Origin of the sequence: Streptomyces erythrochromogenes (assembly GCF_040684695.1) — a bacterium.
GTDB lineage: Bacteria > Actinomycetota > Actinomycetes > Streptomycetales > Streptomycetaceae > Streptomyces > Streptomyces erythrochromogenes_C.
This window is the reverse complement of record NZ_JBFBGM010000032.1, coordinates 57,369-76,910: the sequence shown is the minus strand read 5'-3', so window position 1 is coordinate 76,910 and position 19,542 is coordinate 57,369. Positions and strand designations below refer to the sequence as shown.

Here is a 19,542-nt window from a genome sequence, read left to right as displayed (position 1 = left end):
CGTACGCCCCGTAGCCGGGCTCAAGCCCCGAGGTTGCGGACGCCGCGTTGCTGCTGAACGTTGACGACGGACCCGCCGTCGGCCATCAGCGGCAGGAGCCGCTGGGTCAGGAAGTACGGGCCCTTGAGCAGCACGCGCATCAGCAGGTCGAAGTCCTCCTCGGCGGTCTCCCCGATCAGCGAGGTCCGTGCGATGCCGGCGTTGTTGACCAGGTGGTCGAAGGTGTCGCGGTCCCACGTCGTGCGCAGCGCCTCGGCCACGCGGTCGCGGAAGCGGTCGAAGCCGGAGCTGTCGCCGAGGTCCAGGTGGAGCGCGACCGCCGTGCCGCCCGCCTTCTCGATCGCGGCCACGGTGTCCGCCGCCCCCTGCTCGTTACGGCCGTAGGTCAGGATCACGCCGATCCCGCGTGCGGCGATCCGGACGGCGGCGCTCTGTCCGATGCCGGAGCTCGCACCGGTGACGATGGCTACCTGCATGATGGTCCTCCTGGGAGTCCTGTGGGATGCGGTACTTCCATTGGACGCCTCTGACCTGCTGTTCCAGTAGAACGATCGTCCAGGAGACTTGCCCGATCCTCCCGCATGCGGGATGCCGGGGCCGGTGCTGTGCTGCACTGGAACCATGGATCTGGAAGAGCTGCGGACCCTGATCGCCCGGCACGCGCGCCCCGACGCGACCACGGCCGTGGACGGGGTGCTCGTATCGAAGGTGGACCGGTCGGACGCCCCGGAGCCGGCCACCACCGGCACCGTGCTCGCGGTCATCGCGCAGGGCACCAAGCGCCTCGCACTCGGGGACCGGGTCCTGGAGTACGGCGCCGGACAGTACCTCGTGGCCTCCGTGGACCTGCCGGTCACCGGCCAGTTCCTGCGCGTCGGCCCCGACCGCCCGGCGCTGGGCTTCGGCCTGGTCCTGGAGCCCGCCGACATCGCCGAACTGCTCCTGCTCGCCGGCCCGGGAGACGTCCCCCGGGCCGGCGGCACCGGCGTGCCGGCCCTCGCCGTCTGCGACGCGCCCGACGAACTCCTCGACGCCGTGCTGCGGCTGCTGCGGCTCCTCGACCGGCCCCGCGACCGGGCCGTGCTCGCTCCGCTGGTCAAACGCGAGATCCTGTGGCGGGTGATGACGGGGGAGCAGGGCTGCACCGTGCGCCAGCTCGGTCTCGCCGACAGCGGCCTCAGCCACGTGGCACGGGCGGTGGCGTGGATCCGCAGCCACTACGCGCAGCCGTTCCGGGTCGAGGACCTGGCCCGGCTGTCCGGCATGAGCCAGTCCGCCTTCTACCGCAACTTCCAGGCGGTCACCGCGATGAGCCCGCTCCGCTTCCAGAAGCAGATCAGGCTCCAGGAAGCCCGCCTGCTGCTCGCCACGCGCCCCGGCGACGTCACCGGCGTCGCCCACCGCGTCGGCTACGACAGCCCGTCGCAGTTCAGCCGCGAGTACCGGCGGCAGTTCGGCACACCCCCCAGCAGGGACGCAGCCGTTGTCAGTGGTGATCGCTACGGTCGGCACACCTGATCGCTGAGGAGCGCCCACCATGAGATCTCCGGCCGAGCTGGGCCACGTCCACTGGCACGACCTGACCCATGCCCACGGCCCGGCCGAGGACGTGCCCGAGCTGATCAGGGCGCTCTACGCGGACGACGACGACACGGTCGGCGAGGCGATCCACGAGCTGTACGGCACCATCCACCACCAGGGCACCGTCTACCCGGCCTCCGCACCCGCCGTCCCCTTCCTCGCCCACGCCGTGCTCCACGCCCCCGGCCGGCGCGACGCGTTGCTGGTGCTGCTCGCCGTCCTGGCCGACCACGACCCGCAGGACACCGAGTCGCCTTCCTGGCAGGGCAGTTCGGCCGCCGCGGTCTGTACTGAGCTCGCCCGGGTGCTCCCGGACCTGCTCCCCTGCCTGGACGACGCCGAGCGCGCGGTCCGCAGGGCGGCGCTCCGGGTGGTCGCCGCCGTCGCCGACCGGCTGCCGGCCGAGGTGCGGGCCACGGCCGAGCGCCGGGTCGACGCGCTGTACGCCACCGATCCCGTCGCGGCGGTACGGGCGGACGCCCTGGTCGCCCTCGACCGGTTCGGCCGCGGGGCCGAGGCCTTCGACAGCCCGTTCCCCGAGGTCAGGCTGGCCGCCGCCGTGCTCGCCGCCGAACGCTCCGGGCCGCCGTACGAGCGGCGGACGGTGGACGTCCTCGCCGGGGCCGGGTCCGAACCGGACCCGGGGGACGACGAGTTCCCCTGGGCGAGCGGCGTGTCGCAGGAGGACCGGCTCACCGACCTCCTCACCCGCGACGCGGACGCGGGACTCACCGCGGCCGCCCGGTGGATCGCGGCCGGAGACCTCGGCGCACGCGGATCCCGGCTCGTCCGGCGGATCGCGGAGACCTGGCGCGACCGGGAACCCGAGGCGGTGGCCCTGACGCTCGCCGCCCTGCCGCACCAGCGCGACGCCCGGGCGGCGGCCCACTGCCTCACCACCATCGGCGACTGGATCGAGCGCCTGCCCGAGCCCGGCGCCGACCTCAGGGACGCGCTGTACGACCACGCCCGCGGGGAGGACGAGGCTGCCGCACCCGCGCTCCTCGCCCTGGTGCGCTCGCGCGACCCCCGCGCCCTGGATCTGGTGCTGCGCAACCCCGGCCCGGAGGCCCTCGGCGCGGCCGCCTCGGCCTTCCCCGAAGCGGTCGACCGGCTGGTACCCCCGATACGCCGCACGCTGGCCGCCGGGGCCACGGGCAACGGGGCCATCGCCCTCATCGGCGCCCTTGAGCGGTGCGGCGCCGCCGCGCGGCAGGCCCAGCCCGAACTCCTCGACTGCCTGCGCACCCGCCGCGCGGCCGTCGTGGCCGCCCGCCGGATCGGCCGGGCCGGCATCGTGACGCCGGAGACCATCGCCCTGCTCGACGACGCGGCGGGGAGCACCGACTCCTCGCTCAGTGCCGCCGCGGCCGTGGCCCACCACCGGCTGACCGGCGCGGCGGATACGGCACTGCGCGTCTTCGAGGACCTGCTCGCAGCGCCGGGCCCCGTCCACTGGCACCTGAGCGGCCTCCAGCCGCTCGGCAGCGCCGCCGCCCCGCTCCTGCCGCTCATCGAGCCGATGCTGACGGCCCGGTACGAGTGGACCCGTATGGCGGCCGCCGAGGCCCACCACACGGTCACCGGCTCCCCGGAGCGGGCCGTCCCCGTTCTCGCCGCCCTGATCGGCCCCACCCCGGTCGGACTGCGCGCCCTCAGAGCCCTCGCATCCATCGGGCGGATCCCCGAAGAACTGCGCCCGACGCTCCGGTCGTTCGCCTCCTCGCCGCTGCGCCTGCTCCCCGCGACGCCCTTCGCGGAAGTCCACCCCGACGAAGAACTCCGCACGCTCGCCCGTACCTTGCTCGCGCGCGACTGAACCGTCCCGGTGCGCAAGCGGCGGGTGGGAACGGGACGGCGTGCGATCACCGCGGGGGAGAGGTGGGATGGAAGCAGACAGCGCGGAAGTTCCCACCAGCCGGGAGGCGAGTCCGGTGACGACACGTTCCGAAGCCGCCAGTGCCAGTGCCAGTGCCAGTGCCAGTGTCTGCGTCGGCGTGGCCCGCCGCTGGGCGCGGACGGTGAGCGTTCTCGGGGTCCTGTGCCTCCTGCCGGCCCTCGCCCCCGCGGCACGGGCCGCCCCGGAACCGCCCTGTTCCCCGGGATGGCTGTGCGGATGGACCGGCCCCGGATACACCGGTGTGGCCAGCCTCGTCGCGCAGGACATGCGCCGGTACCCCGAGACGACCGCCTATGTCGGATTCAACGACGCCGCGTCGGTGTGGAACGCGGGCAGGACGTGGAGCGCGAACGGCGTGCGCCTGGGCCGTTGCGTGACCGTGTACAACAAGCCCGACTACGCCGGAGCACGACTGACTGTCCAGCCCGGCCAGGGGATCCCGCAGCTCGCGGCGTCCTTCGGACACGTCCGCTCCAGCCGCTTCCACACGTGCCGGCAGGCCTGACGGCCGGCACCTGTGGACGTGACGCCGTGCCGTGCGGCGAGGTGGCCGATATCCTGATGTCCTCTCCCGGGGGCTCTCCTCACGAAGGGCAGCACGATGGACCGGCAGACCAACCGGCATCGGCGTCTCCTGCTTCTCGCAGCACCGCTCCTCGCCTCCGCGGTCGGCATCACCCCGGCCTTCGCGGCCCAGGGCCGCCCGCAGGCCGAGCCGGGAGCCGCACCCGCGGCAGCCTCCTGCCGGCTCGTCGTGTCCGGCAGCGGCAAGCCGGGCGCCGACGCGCGCTACACACTGCGTCTCGGCGGGTTCCCCGCGAAGCAGGCGGTCCGCGTCGACGGGCCGAAGACGTCCTTCCGGGCCACCGTGAACGGCAAGGGCGAACTGGACCGTCAGGGCCTGAAGCACGGCGCGTACCGCGTGACGTACAAGGCCCGCGGGTCCCAGAAGGACGCAACCGTCACCTGCGCCGTCCCGCCCGCCGACAAACAGGGCGGCGGCAAGCAGTCCGTGAAGGTCGGCAAGGTCGAGGTGGTCGTCCTGACGCCGCCCGGAACCGCCGTCGACTGCACGAAGCCGACGACGGCGGAGTTCGACGGCAAGATCACGGCCACCGGGCCGGGGAAGGTCCGATTCCACTGGACCCTCGACGGCGGCTCCAAGCCGGTCTCACCCGGCACGGCCGACTTCCCCGCCGGTACCACGACACAGGCCCTGCTGCACGTGGCCGACGTACCGGCCAAGCCGAACGCCTCGACGGTGACGGTCCACGCCACGCTGCACCTGCCCGACCAGAAGATGAGCGCGCGGAGCGGGCCGGTGACGTTCACCTGCGAGAACAACTGACGTAGCCCGACCCGGCGTCACTTAACGTGTTTAAAGCGGGCAATACTGGAAACGCTGAGTAGCCACAAGGTGTAAAGGTCAAGGCGAAAGGCGGGATTCATGTCCGTGAGCATTGCAATCATCCTCGTCGTGGTGGCGGCATCCATCGCTGCGATCGCGCTCGTCCCGGGGGTTGCATCCGCGCAACCCGACCAGACCGCATCCCGATCCGGTGACGAGGACGCACGCAGGACGGACCCGGGCCGGCCCCCTGCCCGCCGGCTGCGCACCATCCCACCGCAGCAGACCAGGGAACACCGGCGAAGCTTCGGCTGATGCGGTGACCCGCCCGTCCGCCCGCACGCTCGGTTCGGGCGGACGGGCGGACGGGCGGACGGGCGGCCCGAGCGGGTTACGCCGCCCCGCGCGGGCCGGTGGCCAGGGACCGGTGCAGCGCGAGCACGCTCAGCCCGAACATCACCACGCCCAGCGGGACATGGAGCCCCGGCACGTGCGCGATGCCGATGACCACCTGCAGCGAGGCCAGAGCGAGGAAGCCGGACGCGTGCAGCACGGGCCGGGGCGAGCCACCGCCCGGCCGCCACGCCAGGACCGCCGCGAGGACGTACAGCATCGACGCTCCGTACATCACCCGCGCTCCGACGCTGTGCAGCACCTCGCCGTAGGACGTGGACAGCAACAGCCCCGCGGTGACCGCCTGGAAGAGCAGGGACAGGGTCTGCAGGGCGATCGCGACCCCCTGGAAGGTGAGCCTGCCCGGTGCTGTCGTCATCTGCGCGCTCATGATCTGGTCCCCTCTTCTGCCCTGCGGCTGTGGATCATTGGTGTCTCGACGGTCCGACGACGCGGGTCCGCGAAATGTGAGGCGGGGACCCGCCTCACATCGCGGGGCCGTGTTTCGTCGTAGCGGCGGAAGAGAAGCCGATGTGACGAGCGAGGGAGCGGCCGCGACCATGAACACCCCATCCGGGCCCGGGCACCAGGAGTCCACGCAGGACGCACAGGACCCGCAGGACCTGCAGGACCTGCAGGACCTGCAGGACCCGCAGGACTCGGGAGACCTGAGCGCGATCGTCGGCGAGCGGCGCCGGCTGATCAATCTCGGCTACCGCATGCTCGGTTCGGTCGCCGAGGCCGAGGACGTCGTGCAGGAGACGTACACGCGCTGGTACGCGATGTCGCCGCAGCAGCAGGACGCCATCGAGTCGCCCGGCGCCTGGCTGACGAAGGTCGCCGGCCGCATCTGCCTCGACGTGCTCGGTTCGGCGCGGGCCCGGCGCGAGCGCTACGTCGGGGCGTGGATACCCGAACCGCTGCCCGACCGCGGGGAGTGGTTCGCCGGGCGGACGGGCGGCGGCTGCGAACCGGCGGACCCCGCCGACCAGATCACCCTGGACGAATCCGTGAACATGGCCTTCCTCGTCATCCTGGAGTCGATGACGCCGGCCGAACGCGTCGCGTTCGTCCTGCACGACGTGTTCCGCTACCCGTTCGCCGAAGTCGCCGAGATCGTCGGCCGCACGCCCGCCGCCTGCCGGCAGCTGGCGACATCGGCCCGGCGCAGGATCGGGGCCGGGCGGCCCCCGGCGGCCCCGGCCGCCGGCCAGGCCACCGTGGTCCGGCACTTCAAGGAGGCCTGGGAGTCCAAGGACATCGAGGCCCTCGTCGGCCTCCTCGACCCCGATGCCGTCATGACCGCCGACGGCGGCGGCATGGTCGGGACCGTCCTGCGCCCCGTCGAGGGCGGCAGGAGCATCGCCCAGTACCTGATCCACATCGCGGACAAGGCCCCTGGGCTGGAACTCCTGGAGCGGACGGTCAACGGCCGGCCCGGCCTGGTCGCCCGGCACACCGGCGTCGCGGTGACGGTGGCCGCCTTCGAGGTGGCCGACGGCCGTGTCGGCCGCATCTGGGCCGTCCGCAACCCGGAGAAGCTCCGCGCGTGGACGGAAGGCTGAGCCGAGACACCGTCCCACGGGACGGCCGGTGCGGGTGGTGCGGACAGTTGGGGTGGTGCGGGTGGTGGGCCCGCGGGTGACGCGGGCCCACCACCTCGCGCCGACTACCGCGTGGAGCCCGGGCGCCGGGGTGCCGGGCGGCAGGGTGCCGGAGGGCCGTAGCAGGGAAGGCGGGCCGCCCTGCCGGCCGCGTACAGGAGGCGCTCCACCGCCCGGGAGCGGCGGGTGAGCCTGAGGCGGCGCCCTTGTCGGGGCCACCAGTCGAGGGCGGCCAGGAAGCCGGAGTCGCAGAAGGTGATCCGCGAGCAGTCCAGCACCAGGCCGGTATGACCGTTGTCGGCCGCCGAGGCCAGGAACGCCCGCAGCGGAGCGGCGCTGAAGTGGTCGATCTCGCCCGCGAGATGGACCACCAGGGTGCTGCCGAGGGTGGTGCAGGAGTGGATGAGTATGACGCCGGGCGCGGTGTCCGCGCCCGAGTCGTGCACGGCGAGCGGGACCTCGGTCGCGAGAGGGGCGGACAGTATCGGGGCGGTGCTCGAGGTATTCACGTCCCGCTCAACGCCGCCCGCAGGGGGTCGGGAAACGAGTGGCGTGTCCCATTCACCCCATGCGACCAGCGGAGATCCCCGGTCGGGGGAAAGATTCCACCCGGACGGGGCAGGCGGGTGCCCGTGCCGCAACCGGAGGTCGCGGTCACAGCCGCCAGGTCAGCCAGGGGTCCTCACGGCAGTCCTGTTGAAAGGCGGGATCGCTCGTTCCGCCCCCGACCCGGGCCGCCACGCACTTGCCGCTGTTGACGTTGACCAGCTGCCAGGCGGCCGAGGCGGCGTGGAACCGCATCGTCCACAACTGGTCCGGGAACAGCCCCTGCCGGTCCCCGCACAGGTACTGGGTGACAGCGGCGTCGTTGGTGACCCGGGCCGCGTCCACGGACAGGCACAGGCCGCTGAACCGGTTGCGGATCGAGTACACGGTCCCCGCCGGTCCGTCGGACTCCTTCGTGAGGTGCCACAGCTGTTCGTGCCGCTCACCGCAGTCGGCCAGGCGCAGAGGGTCGGCGGGCAGGGTGCTGTCCTGCGGTACGGACAGACACCTGCGGCTGCCCGTGTTGGCCAGCCGGACCAGACCGGCGGCCGGTACGGTCGGTTCCGCACCGGCCGGAGGCGCCTGCGAGGCCGAGGGGGCGGGCGGGACCGGACCGACGGCGCCCGGTGAAGGAACGGACGGGGACACCGGCGTCGGCGCGGGCGGCGTCGGGAGGGGCGCCCGACCCGACGGAGCGGCGGCGGTCGTGGTCGCGGGGGCGGAGCCGGACGGCCCGGCGGACGGAGTCCCGGAACCGGTCCCGGAACCGGCCTGCGCACCGCCGGCGGTCGGCGGGTACGGCTGTACGGGACCCGCACCGACCGGAACGACCAGCGGCTGCCGGCCCCCGAGAACGGCCAGCACCACCACGGCGATCGTGACGACGCAGAGCACCGCCGCGGCGACGAGAGCGGTACGGCCGGAGGCGGCCCGGGTGGCAGGCGGGGGGAGGACCACGGTGAGCGGGCCACCGGAGCGGGCGGGCAGGGCGCCGACCGGTACCGCCGTCGGGCGGTCGGTGCGCTCCAGGACCACGCCCTCGATCGGCCCCCCGTACGCCCGGCGCTCCCCTTCCACGTCGTGCTCCAGGCGCTCCACCTCCCACCGGGCGTACTCCAGCACGTCCGTCGTACGGGCCAGTTCGAGCGCGAGCCCGCCCGACCCCGCAGGCAGTGCCCTGCGTTCGGACGCGGTGGGAACCGTCCGCGCGGCCGTTCCCCGGAGGGAGGCGATCCGCAGGGCGGACGCACGGACGGCCCACACCGCCGCGAGCTGCTCCGCCGCACGGTCCAGCAGCCCGCCCCCGGCGGCGCCGGCCCCGGGCCCGGCCCAGGGTCCGGCCGTCGGCCCGGCAGCGGGCCGGGACGCGGCCGGCGTCGGCCACGGCTCCGCGGGCGGTGCCTGCGCCTGGCCCTGCGGCTGGCCGTGCGCCTGGCCCTGCGCCTCGGAGGGAGCGCCCTCCTGCTCCGCCAGCAGTGCGGCGATCAGGGTGGCCAGCTGCCGCACGATCCGCTCCGACTCCGCCAGATCCGCCTCCGCGCGCCGCAACGCCTCGTCCAGCCGGGGCGGCGGGCCGGCCTCCGCCCCGGCGACCAGGGCGGCGTCGTGCAATCGACCCGCCCGGCGCAGCAGGGCCGTGCGGCCCCGCCCGTCGCGCACCCGGTCCCGTACCACTTCGTTGAGCAGGCCCCGCGGGATGATCCTGACCCCGGAGCGGTACTCGCCCCAACTGGTCTTGCCCCCGCCGTACCGCCGGGCCATCTCACGCACGGTGAGCCCGGCGGTGAGTTCGACGAGGAACCGGGCGAGCTCGTCCGCCGCCCCCGTCGCGCCCTTCATGGCCCCCTGCGGGCGTCCGGCTCGCGCCATGCCTTCCCCCTGATCCGTCCGCGGACAACCCGGCACAGTCCGGGACCACGGAACACCAGCCGCCCGGCACCGTCCAGCGGAAGGCGTGCGGTTGTCTCGAATCCGGCGGGCGAACGTCCGCACGCCGGGCACCGCCCGGACCGGCCGACGGTTCCGCCTACGATGTACTTGTCATGATCAGATTGAAGGTTCTGGGCTCGCTCCGGGTCGAGGTCGACGGCCGCACGGTCGACACGGGCGGCCGGCTCTCCCGGATGGTGCTCGTCCAGCTGCTGCTCGCCCGCGGGGCGGTCGTACCCACCGAGCGGATCGTCGAGCGGCTGTGGCCGACGCGCGTCCCTTCGAGTTCGCAGTCCTCGCTCCACGCCTACATCGCGCGTCTGCGGCGCGTCCTCGAACCGGAACGCCCGCCGCGAACGCCCGCTCGGCTGCTCGTCAGCGCGCCCTACGGCTATGCCCTCGCCGTGGAGCAGGACGCGGTGGACGCCTGGGTCTTCGAGAGCCGGGTCGCGGCCGCCACCGCGCAGGGGCTGCCCGCCCGTGCCGCCGCGGACGCCCTGGCCGAGGCGCTCGCCTCCTGGGGCGGGCAGCCGTACGCGGAGTTCTCGGACGAGCCGTGGACCGCCGGTGAGCGCGTCCGCCTGGAGGAGCTGCACCGGGCCGCCCGCGAGCGGCTCGTCGCGGCCCGCCTCGGCTCGGGCCGGGCCGAGCAGGCCCTCACCGAAGCGGGCGCGCTGACCCGGGAGCAGCCGCTGCACGAGGAGGGCTGGCGGCTGCTGGCCCTGTCCCTGTGGGCCCGCGACCGCCAGGGGGACTCCCTGGCAGCGCTGCGGCGGGCCCGGCACGTGCTCGGCGAAGACCTCGGCGTCGAGCCCGGGCCCGCGCTGCTGGAGCTGGAACAGGCCCTGCTGCACCAGCGTCTCGACGTGCTCCACCGGGCGACCGGAACACCCGCCGCCGTCGTACCCGTCCCCGCGGTCTCCGACCCCGCAGAGGCCTCCGCCGTCGCTGCCGACCTCGCGGTCGCCGTCCCGACGACCGCCGCTGTGACTTCCGCCGCTGTGACTTCCGCCGTTGCGGCGGTCACCGTCCCGACCGCGCTGACGGCGGACCGCCTCCTGGGCCGCGACCGGGAGCTGGCCCGGATCGCCGCCGCGGCGGACCGCGCACGGGCCGGCCGGGCCCAGGTGGTCCTCGCCTCCGGCGAAGCCGGCATCGGCAAATCGAGCCTTCTGGAGGCCGCCGTCCGCCAACTGCCCCTGCAGGGCTGGCTGGTCGGGGCCGGGCAGTGTCCGGAGACCGACGGCGCACCGCCCGGCCGGGCCTGGTTCGAGATGCTGCCGCGCCTCGCCGGGGCCGCGCCCGCGGGCCCGTACGCGGACGAACTCGCCCCGCTCCTGGCCCCGGGCACCGCGCCCCGCTCCGCGCAGCAGGACGGCAGCCCGGCCCAGCGCTTCCGCCTGCACAAGGCGCTGCTCGGCTGGCTCCGCGACACCGCCCTGCGGCAGCCGCTGGCGATCGTGCTGGACGACCTGCACCGGGGCGACCGCGAGAGCATCGAGCTGTTCCTCCTCTGCGCGGAACAGCTGCGGGACGTACCCCTGCTCCTGGTGGCCGCGTACCGCACCGGCGAGGGCGACCTCACCGCCGCACTGGCCCGACTGGCCGCCTGCGAGCCCGTACGGCTGCCCCTCGCCGGACTGTCCGACGCCGACGCGGCGGAGCTGCTGCGGCGCGGTGCGACCGGCATGAGCGACCGGGCCGCGGTGGCCCTCGCCGAACGAGCCGGGGGGAACCCCTTCTACCTGCGCGAGAGTTCGCTCCTGCTGGCCGGCGAGGGCGAGCGGCGGGCGCTGGCCCACGTCCCGCAGGGAGTCCAGGACGTACTGCGGCGACGGCTCGCCCTCCTCGCGCCGGCCGTCACGGCCGGACTGCGGCTGGCGGCCGTCGCCGGCCGCGAGAGCCCGGTCTCCCTCCTCGTCCACGCCGCCGACAGCGATCCCGAGCAGCTCCTGGACGCCCTCGACGCGGGGGTCACCGCCGGGCTGCTCACCGAGCCGCGCCCGGGCACGGTCCGCTTCACCCACGCCCTAGTCCGGGACGCGCTGGAGGGCGACCTCACGCGGCTGAGGCTCGCCCGGATGCACTCCCGGCTGGGCCGGAGCCTGATCGCCCTCGCCTCGGACGACGTCGCCGCCACGGCCCACCACCTGCTGCGGGCGGCCGCGGTGGTGACCGCCGACGCCGCGCCCGCGGTCCATCACGCCCTGCTGGCGGGCGAACAGGCGGTGCGGCGCTACGTCCCGCAGAACGCCGAGACCGTCCTGACCGCGGCTCTCGGGCTCCTCGACGAGCATCCGTCCGCCTTCGCCGGCCAGGACGCCGCCCTGCTCCGCGTCACCCTGCTGGGCCGGCTGGTGGACTGCCGGATCCGGATGGGAGCCGTGGTACCCGCCCGGGAGGCACAGGAGCAGGCCGTACGGGTGGCCCGCGCCGAGGGCCGCGCCGATCTGCTCATCGCCGCCTATACGACGTGGACCGAACCGACGCCCTGGCGCGTGCGCGCGTACGCGGCGTCCGACCCCGAGGCCGGCGAGGAGCTCCGCATGCTGCTGGAGCGCCCGGAGCCGACGGACCGGGAGCGCTGCCTGCTCCTCGACCAGCTCGCCGACGCGCTCGACGACACCGATCCCCACGCCGTGGCCGTGGCCCGCCGGGCCGTGGAGCTCGCCCGGCGCCTGGGCGAGCCGCGCCTGCGCGGGCTGACCCTCACGTCCCTGCTGCGCAAGGTCGACGGCGAACTCGAACCCGCCGCCTACCGGGAGCTCCACCTCGAACTCGCCGAGGTGGCCGACGTCCGGGAACGTCCCGAGTACGCGTGGATGGACGCCTACATCGCCGCCCGGATCGCGGCCGCCGGCAACGACCCGGCGGAGATGGAGCGGTGCCTCGTACGGGCGGACGAGATCGCCCGCAGGTACGGACTCCAGGGCGCGTTCGCGGTGGCCAGGCTGCGCCGCCCCATGGTCGCCATGGCCAGGGGCCGCTTCGAGGAGGCGGAGCAGGACATGGCGGCGGCGGTGGAGGAACTGCGGGCCCGGGGCGCGGTGGACCTCAGCGGACTGGCCGCCCTCGGCGTCGGGTGCATGCGGCTGCAGCAGGGGCGGCTCGCCGAGATGCTGCCCGTTCTGCTCGTGGTCTGGGAGCAGTACAAACCGCACAACGAAGCCCTCGCCGCCCTCGCGCTGCTGGCCGCCGGACGCCCCGCGCAGGCACGGGAGGTGTTCGGCATGCGCGTGCCGCTCCGGCGCGACTTCGCCTACGGCATCCTGGCCGCGCTGCGCGGCACGGCCGCCATCGCCTTCGGCGACCGGGAGGCGGCCGCCGAGGTCTACCGCGACCTGCTGCCCCTCCAGGGGCTGGCCGGCGGGGCCGCCAGCCTCAGCCTGGTCTTCCGGCCCGTCGCACAGACCCTGGGCGAACTCGCCCAGTTCCTGGGCCGCCCGGAACAGGCCCGGGGCCACTACGACGAAGCCGCGCGGGTGGCGGCCGCCTGGGAGTCGCCCCTCTGGGCGGACGCCGCCCGGTCGGCACTGGCCACCCTGCCGCCGGCCCCCGCGTAGCGGCGAACGGCCGGTGCGGCGGGCGGCGCGGTCGACGGTGCGGTGGCCTGTGCGGCGGGCGGTCCCTCACGGGGCGGAACCGGCCAGTTCGGCCATGAACGAGCCCGCCAGGTCGAGGAACTCCCCGGGCGAGTCCGTGGTCAACTGCAGGTCGACCAGCACCTCGTCGGTCTCCGCCGCGCACATCGTCCCGAGGTGGTCGCAGATCTGGCGGACGGTCCCGCGGTGATGGGCCTCCTCGGGCGCGGCCTCGGCACCGGTGACCTCCGGGTTCACCCGGAACACCCGCCGCAGCCCCGCCGGGTCCCGGCCCGCGCGCTCGGCCGCCTCGACGGCCACCGCCCACAGGCCGGTGAAGTACGGAAGCGGCATCGAGGCGGCGAGCCAGCCGTCCGCCCGCCTGCCCACCCGTTCCAGCGCGGGCGGGCTGAAGCCCCCCAGCAGGACCGGCGGACGCGGTGCCTGGAGGGGTTTGGGGAGCACGGTCGACTCGGGGATCGTCCACAGCGGACCGGTGTGGACGACCGGGTCGGACCCCCACACGGCGTCGAGGACGTCGAGGGTCTCCTCCAGCCGCGCTCCGCGGCCCTGCCAGGGCACCCCGGCGGCCTCGTACTCCTCACGCATCCAGCCCAGCCCGATGCCCACGTCGAGGCGTCCGCGGCTGATCAGGTCGAGGGTCGTCAGCGCCCGGGCGAGCACCAGGGGCGGCTGCCACAGCGCGTTCAGGGTGCTGCTGCCCAGCCGCACCCGTTCGGTCGCCGCGGCCGCCACGCCCAGTGCGAGGAGCGGATCGAGATGGGTCCCGTACCGCAGGGGCATCGGCTTCCCGTCGGCGTAGCCCTGGGGCGGCACGAGCGGGGACAGGAGCCGGTCGGCGACCCAGAGGCTGTGACAGCCCAGGGCCTCCAGCTCCGTGCACATCCGGGCGGCGAGCCCGGGGTCGGCGAACGGGCCGAACTGGGGGACGGAGAATCCGATGCGCATCGGCGGGAGTTCCTCGATCGACGGGGCGGTGGCGGGAGGGGACGGTGCGTCAGGAGGCCGTGCGGCGGCCGCGGATCCGGTCGGTCTCGCGGCGGTACTGCCGCTGCCCCAGAAGCTTCCACAGCACCCGGGCGGGAAGGGGCAGCCGCGCCAGGAACTCCCGGCGCTCCTCGGGCGGGGTGTCCTCCAGGATCGCCCCCAGGGCGATCATCAGCCGGTCGCGGGGCGTCTCGGCGAGGCCCCGTTCGCCCACGGCGTGCCACTGCTTCTCGTTCACGTGGAGCGCGACCAGCGGCATGACCTCCCGCTCCTCCTCGTCGAGGTGCGCGCAGAGCTGCCGGTGGTGCCGTCGCAGGGCCTCCGCCAGCTCGTCGCGGTCCTCGGCCAGGGCCTGCGCCTCCCACCGGTCCATGAGCCCCTGGACCTCGGCGATCGTGTCGTCGAGTGCGCGGTGCTGGGCCTCCATCGCCAGGACCTGTTCGGCGTCGAGGTCCAGGTGGGGGAGGAGCACCGGCCAGAGCACCTCGTCCTCACCGGTGTGGTGGGCGTGCAGACCGACGGCGTACTGGCGCCAGTGCTCGGCGAGGACCCGGGAACGCGCGGTGTCGCGGGCGTTCACGTCCTGCACGAGCTCGGCCAGCAGCCGCGACTCGCGGCGGAACACCTGGTGGATCATGGCCATCTCGCGGGTGTAGGGGTGGGGGTGGACGGTGGGGGCGGAAGTGTTGCTCGAAGTCATGACACCCAGTCTTCGGAGCCCTGTTGCAGGCCACTTGCACCCGGCTTGTCCCGTCTCGAAGAAGGGCCCCTGGACGCCGCGCCGGCCGAGCGGGACCTGCGCGGGCGCGTCGCCGCTGACCATCGGTATGGCGTGGCACCCCCGGCACGCCGCCGCACGAGGGCCCAAGACCCCGGGCCGGACGGGCAGTCGGCGCTCGTGATCACCGCCGCGTCCGCCCGGTGGTGACATAATCGGCCGAACGGGGGCGCGATCCGCGCGGGGAGCCGGAGACCGATGGCGGGGGCCGATGACACATCCGGGGAACGCCGGTCCGCCGGGATCCAGCGCCGGAGGCGGTGCAACGCCGCGGTCGGGGCCGACCTGGGACTCGGCGCTGTCGGGCGAGGAGTTCACCGCGATCGGCGGTGTCGGCTTCGAGCCGGTCGGGCAGGTGCTCGGCACGGCCGTCTTCAACATCGGGTACACGGGGGTCTGGGGCTGCCCGGGCCGTTGGGCGGTCACCGACGACGGCAAACCGGTGCCGTCGTCGAGGTGGGCGCCCTCCCTGTCGCAGCTGGTGAGGACGATGTACGCGGCGCGCCGGTCGGCCCTGGCCCGCGCGGTGGCCGAATGCGGCGCGCTCGGCGGCGACGGGATCGTCGGCGTAGACCTGCAGGTCGGTGAATTCGCCGCGGGCGGAATGGAGTTCACGGTGCGGGGCACCGCGGTCCGGGCCCGATCGCGCATCCGGCCGTGCGCGCCGTTCACCTCCCACCTCGGCGGCCAGGACTTCGCCCGGCTCATCGACGCCGGGTGGGTTCCCGTCGCACTCGCCTTCGGCGTCGCCTTCGCGATCCGGCACGACGACTGGCGCACCTCCTTCCGGATCCCCTTCGCGGCCCGGAACCAAGAGGTCGACTGCTACACCGAGCTGATCGGCCACGTCCGGCGGGAGGCCCGCAAGCAACTGGCCCTCGATACGGAGAAGCACGGCGGCGACGGGGTCGTCGTGAACGACCTGGAGCTTCGCGTCGGCGAGAGCGAGTGCCCCTCGTACGGATCGACGCGGGACCTCACCGCCGAGGCGGTCTTCGTCGGCACCTCGATCGCCCGGTTCGGCCGCTCCGAACGGCCCGCCGGCACCAGACCGCCGCTGACCATCATGAGACTGGAGCGAGAGGGCTGAGATGAGCGAACGAACGGGGCCGGATACGATCGGGGAAGCCGCGCGGCCGGCGGCACAGGACGCCGCCGAGGACGCCATGCGCCGACTCGCACGCCACCGGCCCGGGGAGAAGGGCCCGCTGTTCACCTCGGACCTGACGGTGAACGAGTTCCTGCTGGTGCGCGAGGCAGGCTTCCGCCCGCTCGGCCTGGTCCTCGGCTCCTCCGTCTACCACGTCGGCCTGCAGCTCGGCCGGTGGTCGAAGAACCAGGAACTGACCAAGCTGTCCCAGGCCATGTACCACGCACGCGAGCTCGCGATGAGCCGGATGGAGGCCGAGGCGAGCGCCCTGGGGGCGGACGGCGTCGTGGGCGTCCGGCTGGACATCGAGTTCAAGGAGTTCGGCTCGGACATCGCGGAGTTCATCGCGGTCGGCACGGCCGTGAAGGCGGACGGTGCGGACCCGGGCCCGGGCGGGACGTGGCTCAACAACAAGGGCAGGCCCTTCACCTCCGACCTGTCCGGCCAGGAGTTCTGGACGCTGATCCGGGCCGGCTACGCGCCGCTCGACCTGGTGATGGGCTCGTGCGTCTACCACGTGGCGCACCAGCGCTTCACCCAAGTGCTGGGCAACGCGGGGCGCAACGTCGAGATCGAGCCCTTCACGCAGGCGCTCTACGACGCGCGCGAACTGGCCATGAGCCGCATGCGGGCCGAGGGCGAGGCCCTGGAGGCCGAAGGCATCGTGGCGGTGCGGCTGAAGCAGCACACGCACGGCTGGGGAGGCCACACCACCGAGTTCTTCGCCGTCGGGACGGCCGTGCGCCCGCTGCGCGACGACCACGTCATCGACCGGCCGGCCCTGGTGGTGAGCCTCGATGGCTGAGACGGACGTGGAGCTGCTGGCCGCGGCCCTGCGCCGGGACAGTGCTGACCTGGACCTGTACGCGCAGGTGCTGTCGGCGAACCTGGCGGACTCCCTGCCGGGCGGCGCCGTGCGGGTCCGCCGCAGGCGTTCCCTCGCGGAACGGGTGGCCGGGCGCGAGGGTTCCGTCGTGGAACTGGACGTCGCCCTCGGCGAGCAGCGGCTGGCGCTGCGCCTGGAGCGCGGGCGGGTGGTCGGAGAGGTCCTGCACGAGGTACGGGGCATCGTGCTCTCCCGGCGCCAAGTGGAACTGGACGAGTGGGTCGACGCCCTGGCCCGGTCCCTGGCGCGGGCGGCGGCCTCGAACGCCCGCGCCCGCGAGGCCCTGGAGCGCTTCCTGGGCTGAGCACCGTCCCGTACGGGTCCGTACCCCCCTGGGCAGAGCCGCTTCTAGGGAACCCTATAGTTAGGGCACCCTAACTCCTGGGGCGCGTGAGTGCTCCTCGCCCTCGCCGGCCCCTGCCTGCCGAGCAGAAACGGAACCCGTATGAGACCCGAGTCCACCTCCCTCGTCTCCGCCCGCGCGGACGTCATGACCGAGACCGTCGAAGGTTTCGGCACGGTCCGGTTCACCCCGGTCGACCCCGCCGCGGACTCCGCCGTGCTGCATGCCTGGGTCGTCGAGGAGCGCGCACAGTTCTGGGGCATGAACGGCGCCACCCGGGAGCTGGTGCAGGAGATCTACGAGGACGTGGACCGCCGCGACACCCACCACGCGTACATGGTCCGGCTGGACGACGAGCCCGTGGCGCTCTTCCAGACCTACGAGCCCACCGAGGACCGGGTCAGCCTCTGCTACGAGGTGCGGGAGGGCGACATCGGCGTCCACCTGATGCTGGCCCCGGCGACGGGCCGGCCCCGGCCCGGGTTCAGCAGGACCCTGATCGGGTCGCTCACCCGGTTCACCTTCCGCGACCCGGCCGTCCTGCGCGCGGTGGCCGAGCCCGACGCCTCCAACGCCAAGGCGGTCGCCCTCCTGAACCGGCTCGGCTTCGTCGGGCACAGCGAGATCACCCTGCCGGAGATCGACCTGCCCGAGGTGTACCTCCCGGAGAAGCGGGCCGTGCTGGCGTTCCTCGACCGCCCCGCCGTGCTCCCGCCGGCCGTCAGCCACAGCTGACCGACCCATAGCGGACGTCAGGGGACGGCGGGCGACAACTGCCCCTATTTCAGGCGTTGTTCATAACGGACGGAATGTGTGCCTCCGCTGGCATGCGATCCCGGATGATCCTTTTCGGTCAGGGTGGAACCCGTTACTCAGGGTAAGTGCGGCCGCCCGCCGCCCCGCCGTGCCCCCTGTCCCCCCTTGCCCCGCCTGCGCGCGCCGTGTGCGGAAACGACAGGAATTCACGTCGCCTTACCCCGAGTAGCGCGAAAAATTTCCCGATCCACGTCCGAGGAGCCGCAAAACAAGTCCGAAAGTGACAGGTTTACTTTGACTCCTGATCGATGGATCCGTGAATGTCGTTCACATGTCCGACACATCCGGAGCCGCCAGAGGTGGCCCCCTGCGCTTGCGCGACTTCCGACTGCTGCTCGCGGGAGCCGCCACGGGACAGTTCGGTGCCCAGGTGACGCTGGTGGCGCTGCCCCTCGTGGCCGTTCTCGTACTCGACGCCCCCGCCTTCCAGGTGGGCCTCCTGACCGCCGCCGAGACCGCCGCCTTCCTGCTCGTCGGGCTGCCCGCCGGCGCCCTCACCGACCGCATGCGCAAACGGCCCCTGATGATCCGCGCCGACCTGGTGCGCGCGGTCGCCATGGCGAGCATCCCCGCCGCGGCGCTCGGCGGCGTACTGACCATGGCCCAGCTCTACGTCGTCGCGCTCGTGACCGGCGTGGCGACCGTGTTCTTCGACGTCGCCCACCAGAGCTACCTGCCGCAGATCCTGCCCCGTGAGCAGCTGGTGGCCGGCAACGGCGCGCTGGAGACGGTCCGTTCCACCGCCCACGTGAGCGGACCCGGCATCGGCGGCGGCCTGGTCCAGCTCGTCGGCGCGCAGTTCGCGGTCGTCGTCGACGCCGTCGGCTACCTGCTCTCCGCCCTGTTCCTCCTGCGCATCGACACGACCGAGGAAGCGCCCGAGCGCACCGCCGGGGGCTCCCTGCGCAAGGAGATCGGCGAGGGCGTCCGCTTCATCTTCGGCCACCCGCTGCTGCGCGTCATCGCCTTCACCACCGGCCTCGCCAACTTCTTCACGGCCGTCCTCATGGCGACCCAGACCGTGCACCTCGTCCGCGTCGTCGGCCTGGAGGCCGGCGGACTCGGCCTGGTGCTGTCCGCGTCGGCCGTCGGAGGCCTCCTCGGCGCCCTCGCCGCCGGACGCATCGCCGCCCGGCTGGGGCAGGCCCGGGTCATCCTGCTGTCCCTCCTCGTGACCGGCCCGTTCGCACTGCTGTGGCCCCTGTCCGGGCACGGCGTCGCCGGGGCGGTCCTCTTCGCCGCCGGGTCCGCGGTCGTCTCCTTCGGCGCCGTCGTCTACAACGTCGCCCAGGTCAGCTTCCGCCAGGGCATGTGCCCGCCACGCCTGCTCGGCCGGATGAACGCCACCCTGCGCTTCCTCATGTGGGGCACCCTGCCGCTCGGCGCACTCCTCGGCGGAGCCCTCGCCCAGTCGTACGGATCCCGCACGGCGCTCGCCTGGTGCGCCGTCGGCATCCTCGCCGTACCCCTGCCGCTGCTGCTCTCCCCGCTGCGCCGGATGCGGGACCTGCCCGCCGCGCAGGACGAAGAAGGCGCCGACGCCGCCCCCGGGACCCCCCGGGACGCGGCCCGCGCCGAAAGCGACGAACGGCCGGCCGCCACCACCGCCGGCTGACCACCGCACCACGGCGCCCGGGGGAGCGCCGCCACAGCCGCCACAGCCGCACACCGTTGCGTGC

General features: G+C 74.0%; 17 protein-coding genes. 11 read left to right on the top strand and 6 right to left on the bottom strand.

Annotated features, from left to right (window positions below; genetic code table 11):
* Nucleotides 1–20: 20 nt before the first annotated feature.
* Nucleotides 21–476, bottom strand: coding sequence for an SDR family NAD(P)-dependent oxidoreductase (locus AB0O53_RS33295; RefSeq protein ID WP_365200662.1), 456 nt, complete (start codon nucleotides 474–476; stop codon nucleotides 21–23).
* 145 nt (nucleotides 477–621) lie between these two features.
* Between AB0O53_RS33295 and AB0O53_RS33290 the strand changes: the two genes are divergently transcribed.
* The 4 genes from AB0O53_RS33290 to AB0O53_RS33275 all read left to right on the top strand — a co-directional run bounded on the left by AB0O53_RS33290 (nucleotide 622) and on the right by AB0O53_RS33275 (nucleotide 4,829).
* Nucleotides 622–1,518 carry an AraC family transcriptional regulator gene (locus tag AB0O53_RS33290; protein WP_365200659.1) on the top strand — a complete coding sequence of 299 codons (897 nt, stop codon included), beginning with the start codon at nucleotides 622–624 and terminating at the stop codon, nucleotides 1,516–1,518.
* 19 nt (nucleotides 1,519–1,537) lie between these two features.
* Nucleotides 1,538–3,400, top strand: coding sequence for a hypothetical protein (locus AB0O53_RS33285; protein WP_350993312.1), 1,863 nt, complete (start codon nucleotides 1,538–1,540; stop codon nucleotides 3,398–3,400).
* Nucleotides 3,401–3,515: 115 nt separating this feature from the next.
* Nucleotides 3,516–3,986: a peptidase inhibitor family I36 protein gene (locus tag AB0O53_RS33280; protein ID WP_350993309.1), complete on the top strand. Its 471-nt coding sequence runs from the start codon at nucleotides 3,516–3,518 to the stop codon at nucleotides 3,984–3,986.
* Between the two features lie 96 nt (nucleotides 3,987–4,082).
* Complete coding sequence (locus AB0O53_RS33275) at nucleotides 4,083–4,829, top strand: hypothetical protein (protein ID WP_350993307.1); 747 nt, start codon at nucleotides 4,083–4,085, stop codon at nucleotides 4,827–4,829.
* Between the two features lie 391 nt (nucleotides 4,830–5,220).
* Here the strand turns inward: AB0O53_RS33275 and AB0O53_RS33270 are convergent, their stop codons facing one another.
* Nucleotides 5,221–5,613 carry a hypothetical protein gene (locus AB0O53_RS33270; protein ID WP_350993305.1) on the bottom strand — a complete coding sequence of 131 codons (393 nt, stop codon included), beginning with the start codon at nucleotides 5,611–5,613 and terminating at the stop codon, nucleotides 5,221–5,223.
* Nucleotides 5,614–5,941: 328 nt separating this feature from the next.
* On the opposite strand from AB0O53_RS33270, the gene sigJ reads away from it, so the two are divergent.
* Nucleotides 5,942–6,787 carry an RNA polymerase sigma factor SigJ gene (sigJ, locus tag AB0O53_RS33265; RefSeq protein ID WP_434094407.1) on the top strand — a complete coding sequence of 282 codons (846 nt, stop codon included), beginning with the start codon at nucleotides 5,942–5,944 and terminating at the stop codon, nucleotides 6,785–6,787.
* A 104-nt stretch (nucleotides 6,788–6,891) separates the two neighbouring features.
* Here sigJ and AB0O53_RS33260 read toward each other — a convergent pair whose 3' ends face one another.
* Nucleotides 6,892–7,335, bottom strand: a complete 444-nt coding sequence (locus AB0O53_RS33260) for an STAS domain-containing protein (RefSeq protein ID WP_365200652.1) — start codon at nucleotides 7,333–7,335, stop codon at nucleotides 6,892–6,894.
* Between the two features lie 145 nt (nucleotides 7,336–7,480).
* Complete coding sequence (locus tag AB0O53_RS33255; RefSeq protein ID WP_365200649.1) at nucleotides 7,481–9,241, bottom strand: RICIN domain-containing protein; 1,761 nt, start codon at nucleotides 9,239–9,241, stop codon at nucleotides 7,481–7,483.
* 173 nt (nucleotides 9,242–9,414) lie between these two features.
* Between AB0O53_RS33255 and AB0O53_RS33250 the strand changes: the two genes are divergently transcribed.
* A complete protein-coding gene (locus AB0O53_RS33250) occupies nucleotides 9,415–12,864 on the top strand; it encodes an ATP-binding protein (RefSeq protein ID WP_365200646.1) in 3,450 nt (1,149 codons plus the stop codon).
* A 66-nt stretch (nucleotides 12,865–12,930) separates the two neighbouring features.
* On the opposite strand, the gene AB0O53_RS33245 is transcribed toward AB0O53_RS33250, so the two are convergent.
* Nucleotides 12,931–13,851, bottom strand: a complete 921-nt coding sequence (locus AB0O53_RS33245) for a TIGR03619 family F420-dependent LLM class oxidoreductase (RefSeq protein ID WP_365200643.1) — start codon at nucleotides 13,849–13,851, stop codon at nucleotides 12,931–12,933.
* 49 nt (nucleotides 13,852–13,900) lie between these two features.
* Nucleotides 13,901–14,590: a hemerythrin domain-containing protein gene (locus AB0O53_RS33240; protein ID WP_365200640.1), complete on the bottom strand. Its 690-nt coding sequence runs from the start codon at nucleotides 14,588–14,590 to the stop codon at nucleotides 13,901–13,903.
* Nucleotides 14,591–14,879: 289 nt separating this feature from the next.
* Between AB0O53_RS33240 and AB0O53_RS33235 the strand changes: the two genes are divergently transcribed.
* The 5 genes from AB0O53_RS33235 (at nucleotide 14,880) to AB0O53_RS33215 (ending at nucleotide 19,478) form a co-directional block, all read left to right on the top strand.
* Nucleotides 14,880–15,758, top strand: coding sequence for a heavy metal-binding domain-containing protein (locus AB0O53_RS33235; RefSeq protein WP_365200637.1), 879 nt, complete (start codon nucleotides 14,880–14,882; stop codon nucleotides 15,756–15,758).
* Nucleotide 15,759: 1 nt separating this feature from the next.
* Nucleotides 15,760–16,623, top strand: coding sequence for a heavy metal-binding domain-containing protein (locus AB0O53_RS33230; RefSeq protein WP_365200634.1), 864 nt, complete (start codon nucleotides 15,760–15,762; stop codon nucleotides 16,621–16,623).
* Nucleotides 16,616–17,008, top strand: coding sequence for a hypothetical protein (locus tag AB0O53_RS33225; RefSeq protein ID WP_350993287.1), 393 nt, complete (start codon nucleotides 16,616–16,618; stop codon nucleotides 17,006–17,008). The genes AB0O53_RS33230 and AB0O53_RS33225 overlap by 8 nt, the downstream gene beginning before the upstream one ends.
* 141 nt (nucleotides 17,009–17,149) lie before the next feature.
* Nucleotides 17,150–17,782: a GNAT family N-acetyltransferase gene (locus AB0O53_RS33220; RefSeq protein ID WP_365200630.1), complete on the top strand. Its 633-nt coding sequence runs from the start codon at nucleotides 17,150–17,152 to the stop codon at nucleotides 17,780–17,782.
* A gap of 352 nt (nucleotides 17,783–18,134) precedes the next feature.
* On the top strand, nucleotides 18,135–19,478 hold the full coding sequence (locus AB0O53_RS33215; RefSeq protein WP_350993283.1) for an MFS transporter: 1,344 nt from the start codon (nucleotides 18,135–18,137) through the stop codon (nucleotides 19,476–19,478).
* The last annotated feature ends 64 nt before the right edge of the window (nucleotides 19,479–19,542 follow it).

Bases quoted from the DNA above. Each gene is read 5' to 3' on its own strand.
- AB0O53_RS33295 (WP_365200662.1), bottom strand. From the start codon at position 476: ATGCAGGTAGCCATCGTCACCGGTGCGAGCTCCGGCATCGGACAGAGC.
- AB0O53_RS33290 (WP_365200659.1), top strand. From the start codon at position 622: ATGGATCTGGAAGAGCTGCGGACCCTGATCGCCCGGCACGCGCGCCCC.
- AB0O53_RS33285 (WP_350993312.1), top strand. From the start codon at position 1,538: ATGAGATCTCCGGCCGAGCTGGGCCACGTCCACTGGCACGACCTGACC.
- AB0O53_RS33275 (WP_350993307.1), top strand. From the start codon at position 4,083: ATGGACCGGCAGACCAACCGGCATCGGCGTCTCCTGCTTCTCGCAGCA.
- AB0O53_RS33270 (WP_350993305.1), bottom strand. From the start codon at position 5,613: ATGAGCGCGCAGATGACGACAGCACCGGGCAGGCTCACCTTCCAGGGG.
- sigJ (WP_434094407.1), top strand. From the start codon at position 5,942: ATGCTCGGTTCGGTCGCCGAGGCCGAGGACGTCGTGCAGGAGACGTAC.
- AB0O53_RS33255 (WP_365200649.1), bottom strand. From the start codon at position 9,241: ATGGCGCGAGCCGGACGCCCGCAGGGGGCCATGAAGGGCGCGACGGGG.
- AB0O53_RS33250 (WP_365200646.1), top strand. From the start codon at position 9,415: ATGATCAGATTGAAGGTTCTGGGCTCGCTCCGGGTCGAGGTCGACGGC.
- AB0O53_RS33245 (WP_365200643.1), bottom strand. From the start codon at position 13,851: ATGCGCATCGGATTCTCCGTCCCCCAGTTCGGCCCGTTCGCCGACCCC.
- AB0O53_RS33240 (WP_365200640.1), bottom strand. From the start codon at position 14,590: ATGACTTCGAGCAACACTTCCGCCCCCACCGTCCACCCCCACCCCTAC.
- AB0O53_RS33235 (WP_365200637.1), top strand. From the start codon at position 14,880: ATGACACATCCGGGGAACGCCGGTCCGCCGGGATCCAGCGCCGGAGGC.
- AB0O53_RS33230 (WP_365200634.1), top strand. From the start codon at position 15,760: ATGAGCGAACGAACGGGGCCGGATACGATCGGGGAAGCCGCGCGGCCG.
- AB0O53_RS33225 (WP_350993287.1), top strand. From the start codon at position 16,616: ATGGCTGAGACGGACGTGGAGCTGCTGGCCGCGGCCCTGCGCCGGGAC.
- AB0O53_RS33220 (WP_365200630.1), top strand. From the start codon at position 17,150: ATGAGACCCGAGTCCACCTCCCTCGTCTCCGCCCGCGCGGACGTCATG.
- AB0O53_RS33215 (WP_350993283.1), top strand. From the start codon at position 18,135: ATGTCCGACACATCCGGAGCCGCCAGAGGTGGCCCCCTGCGCTTGCGC.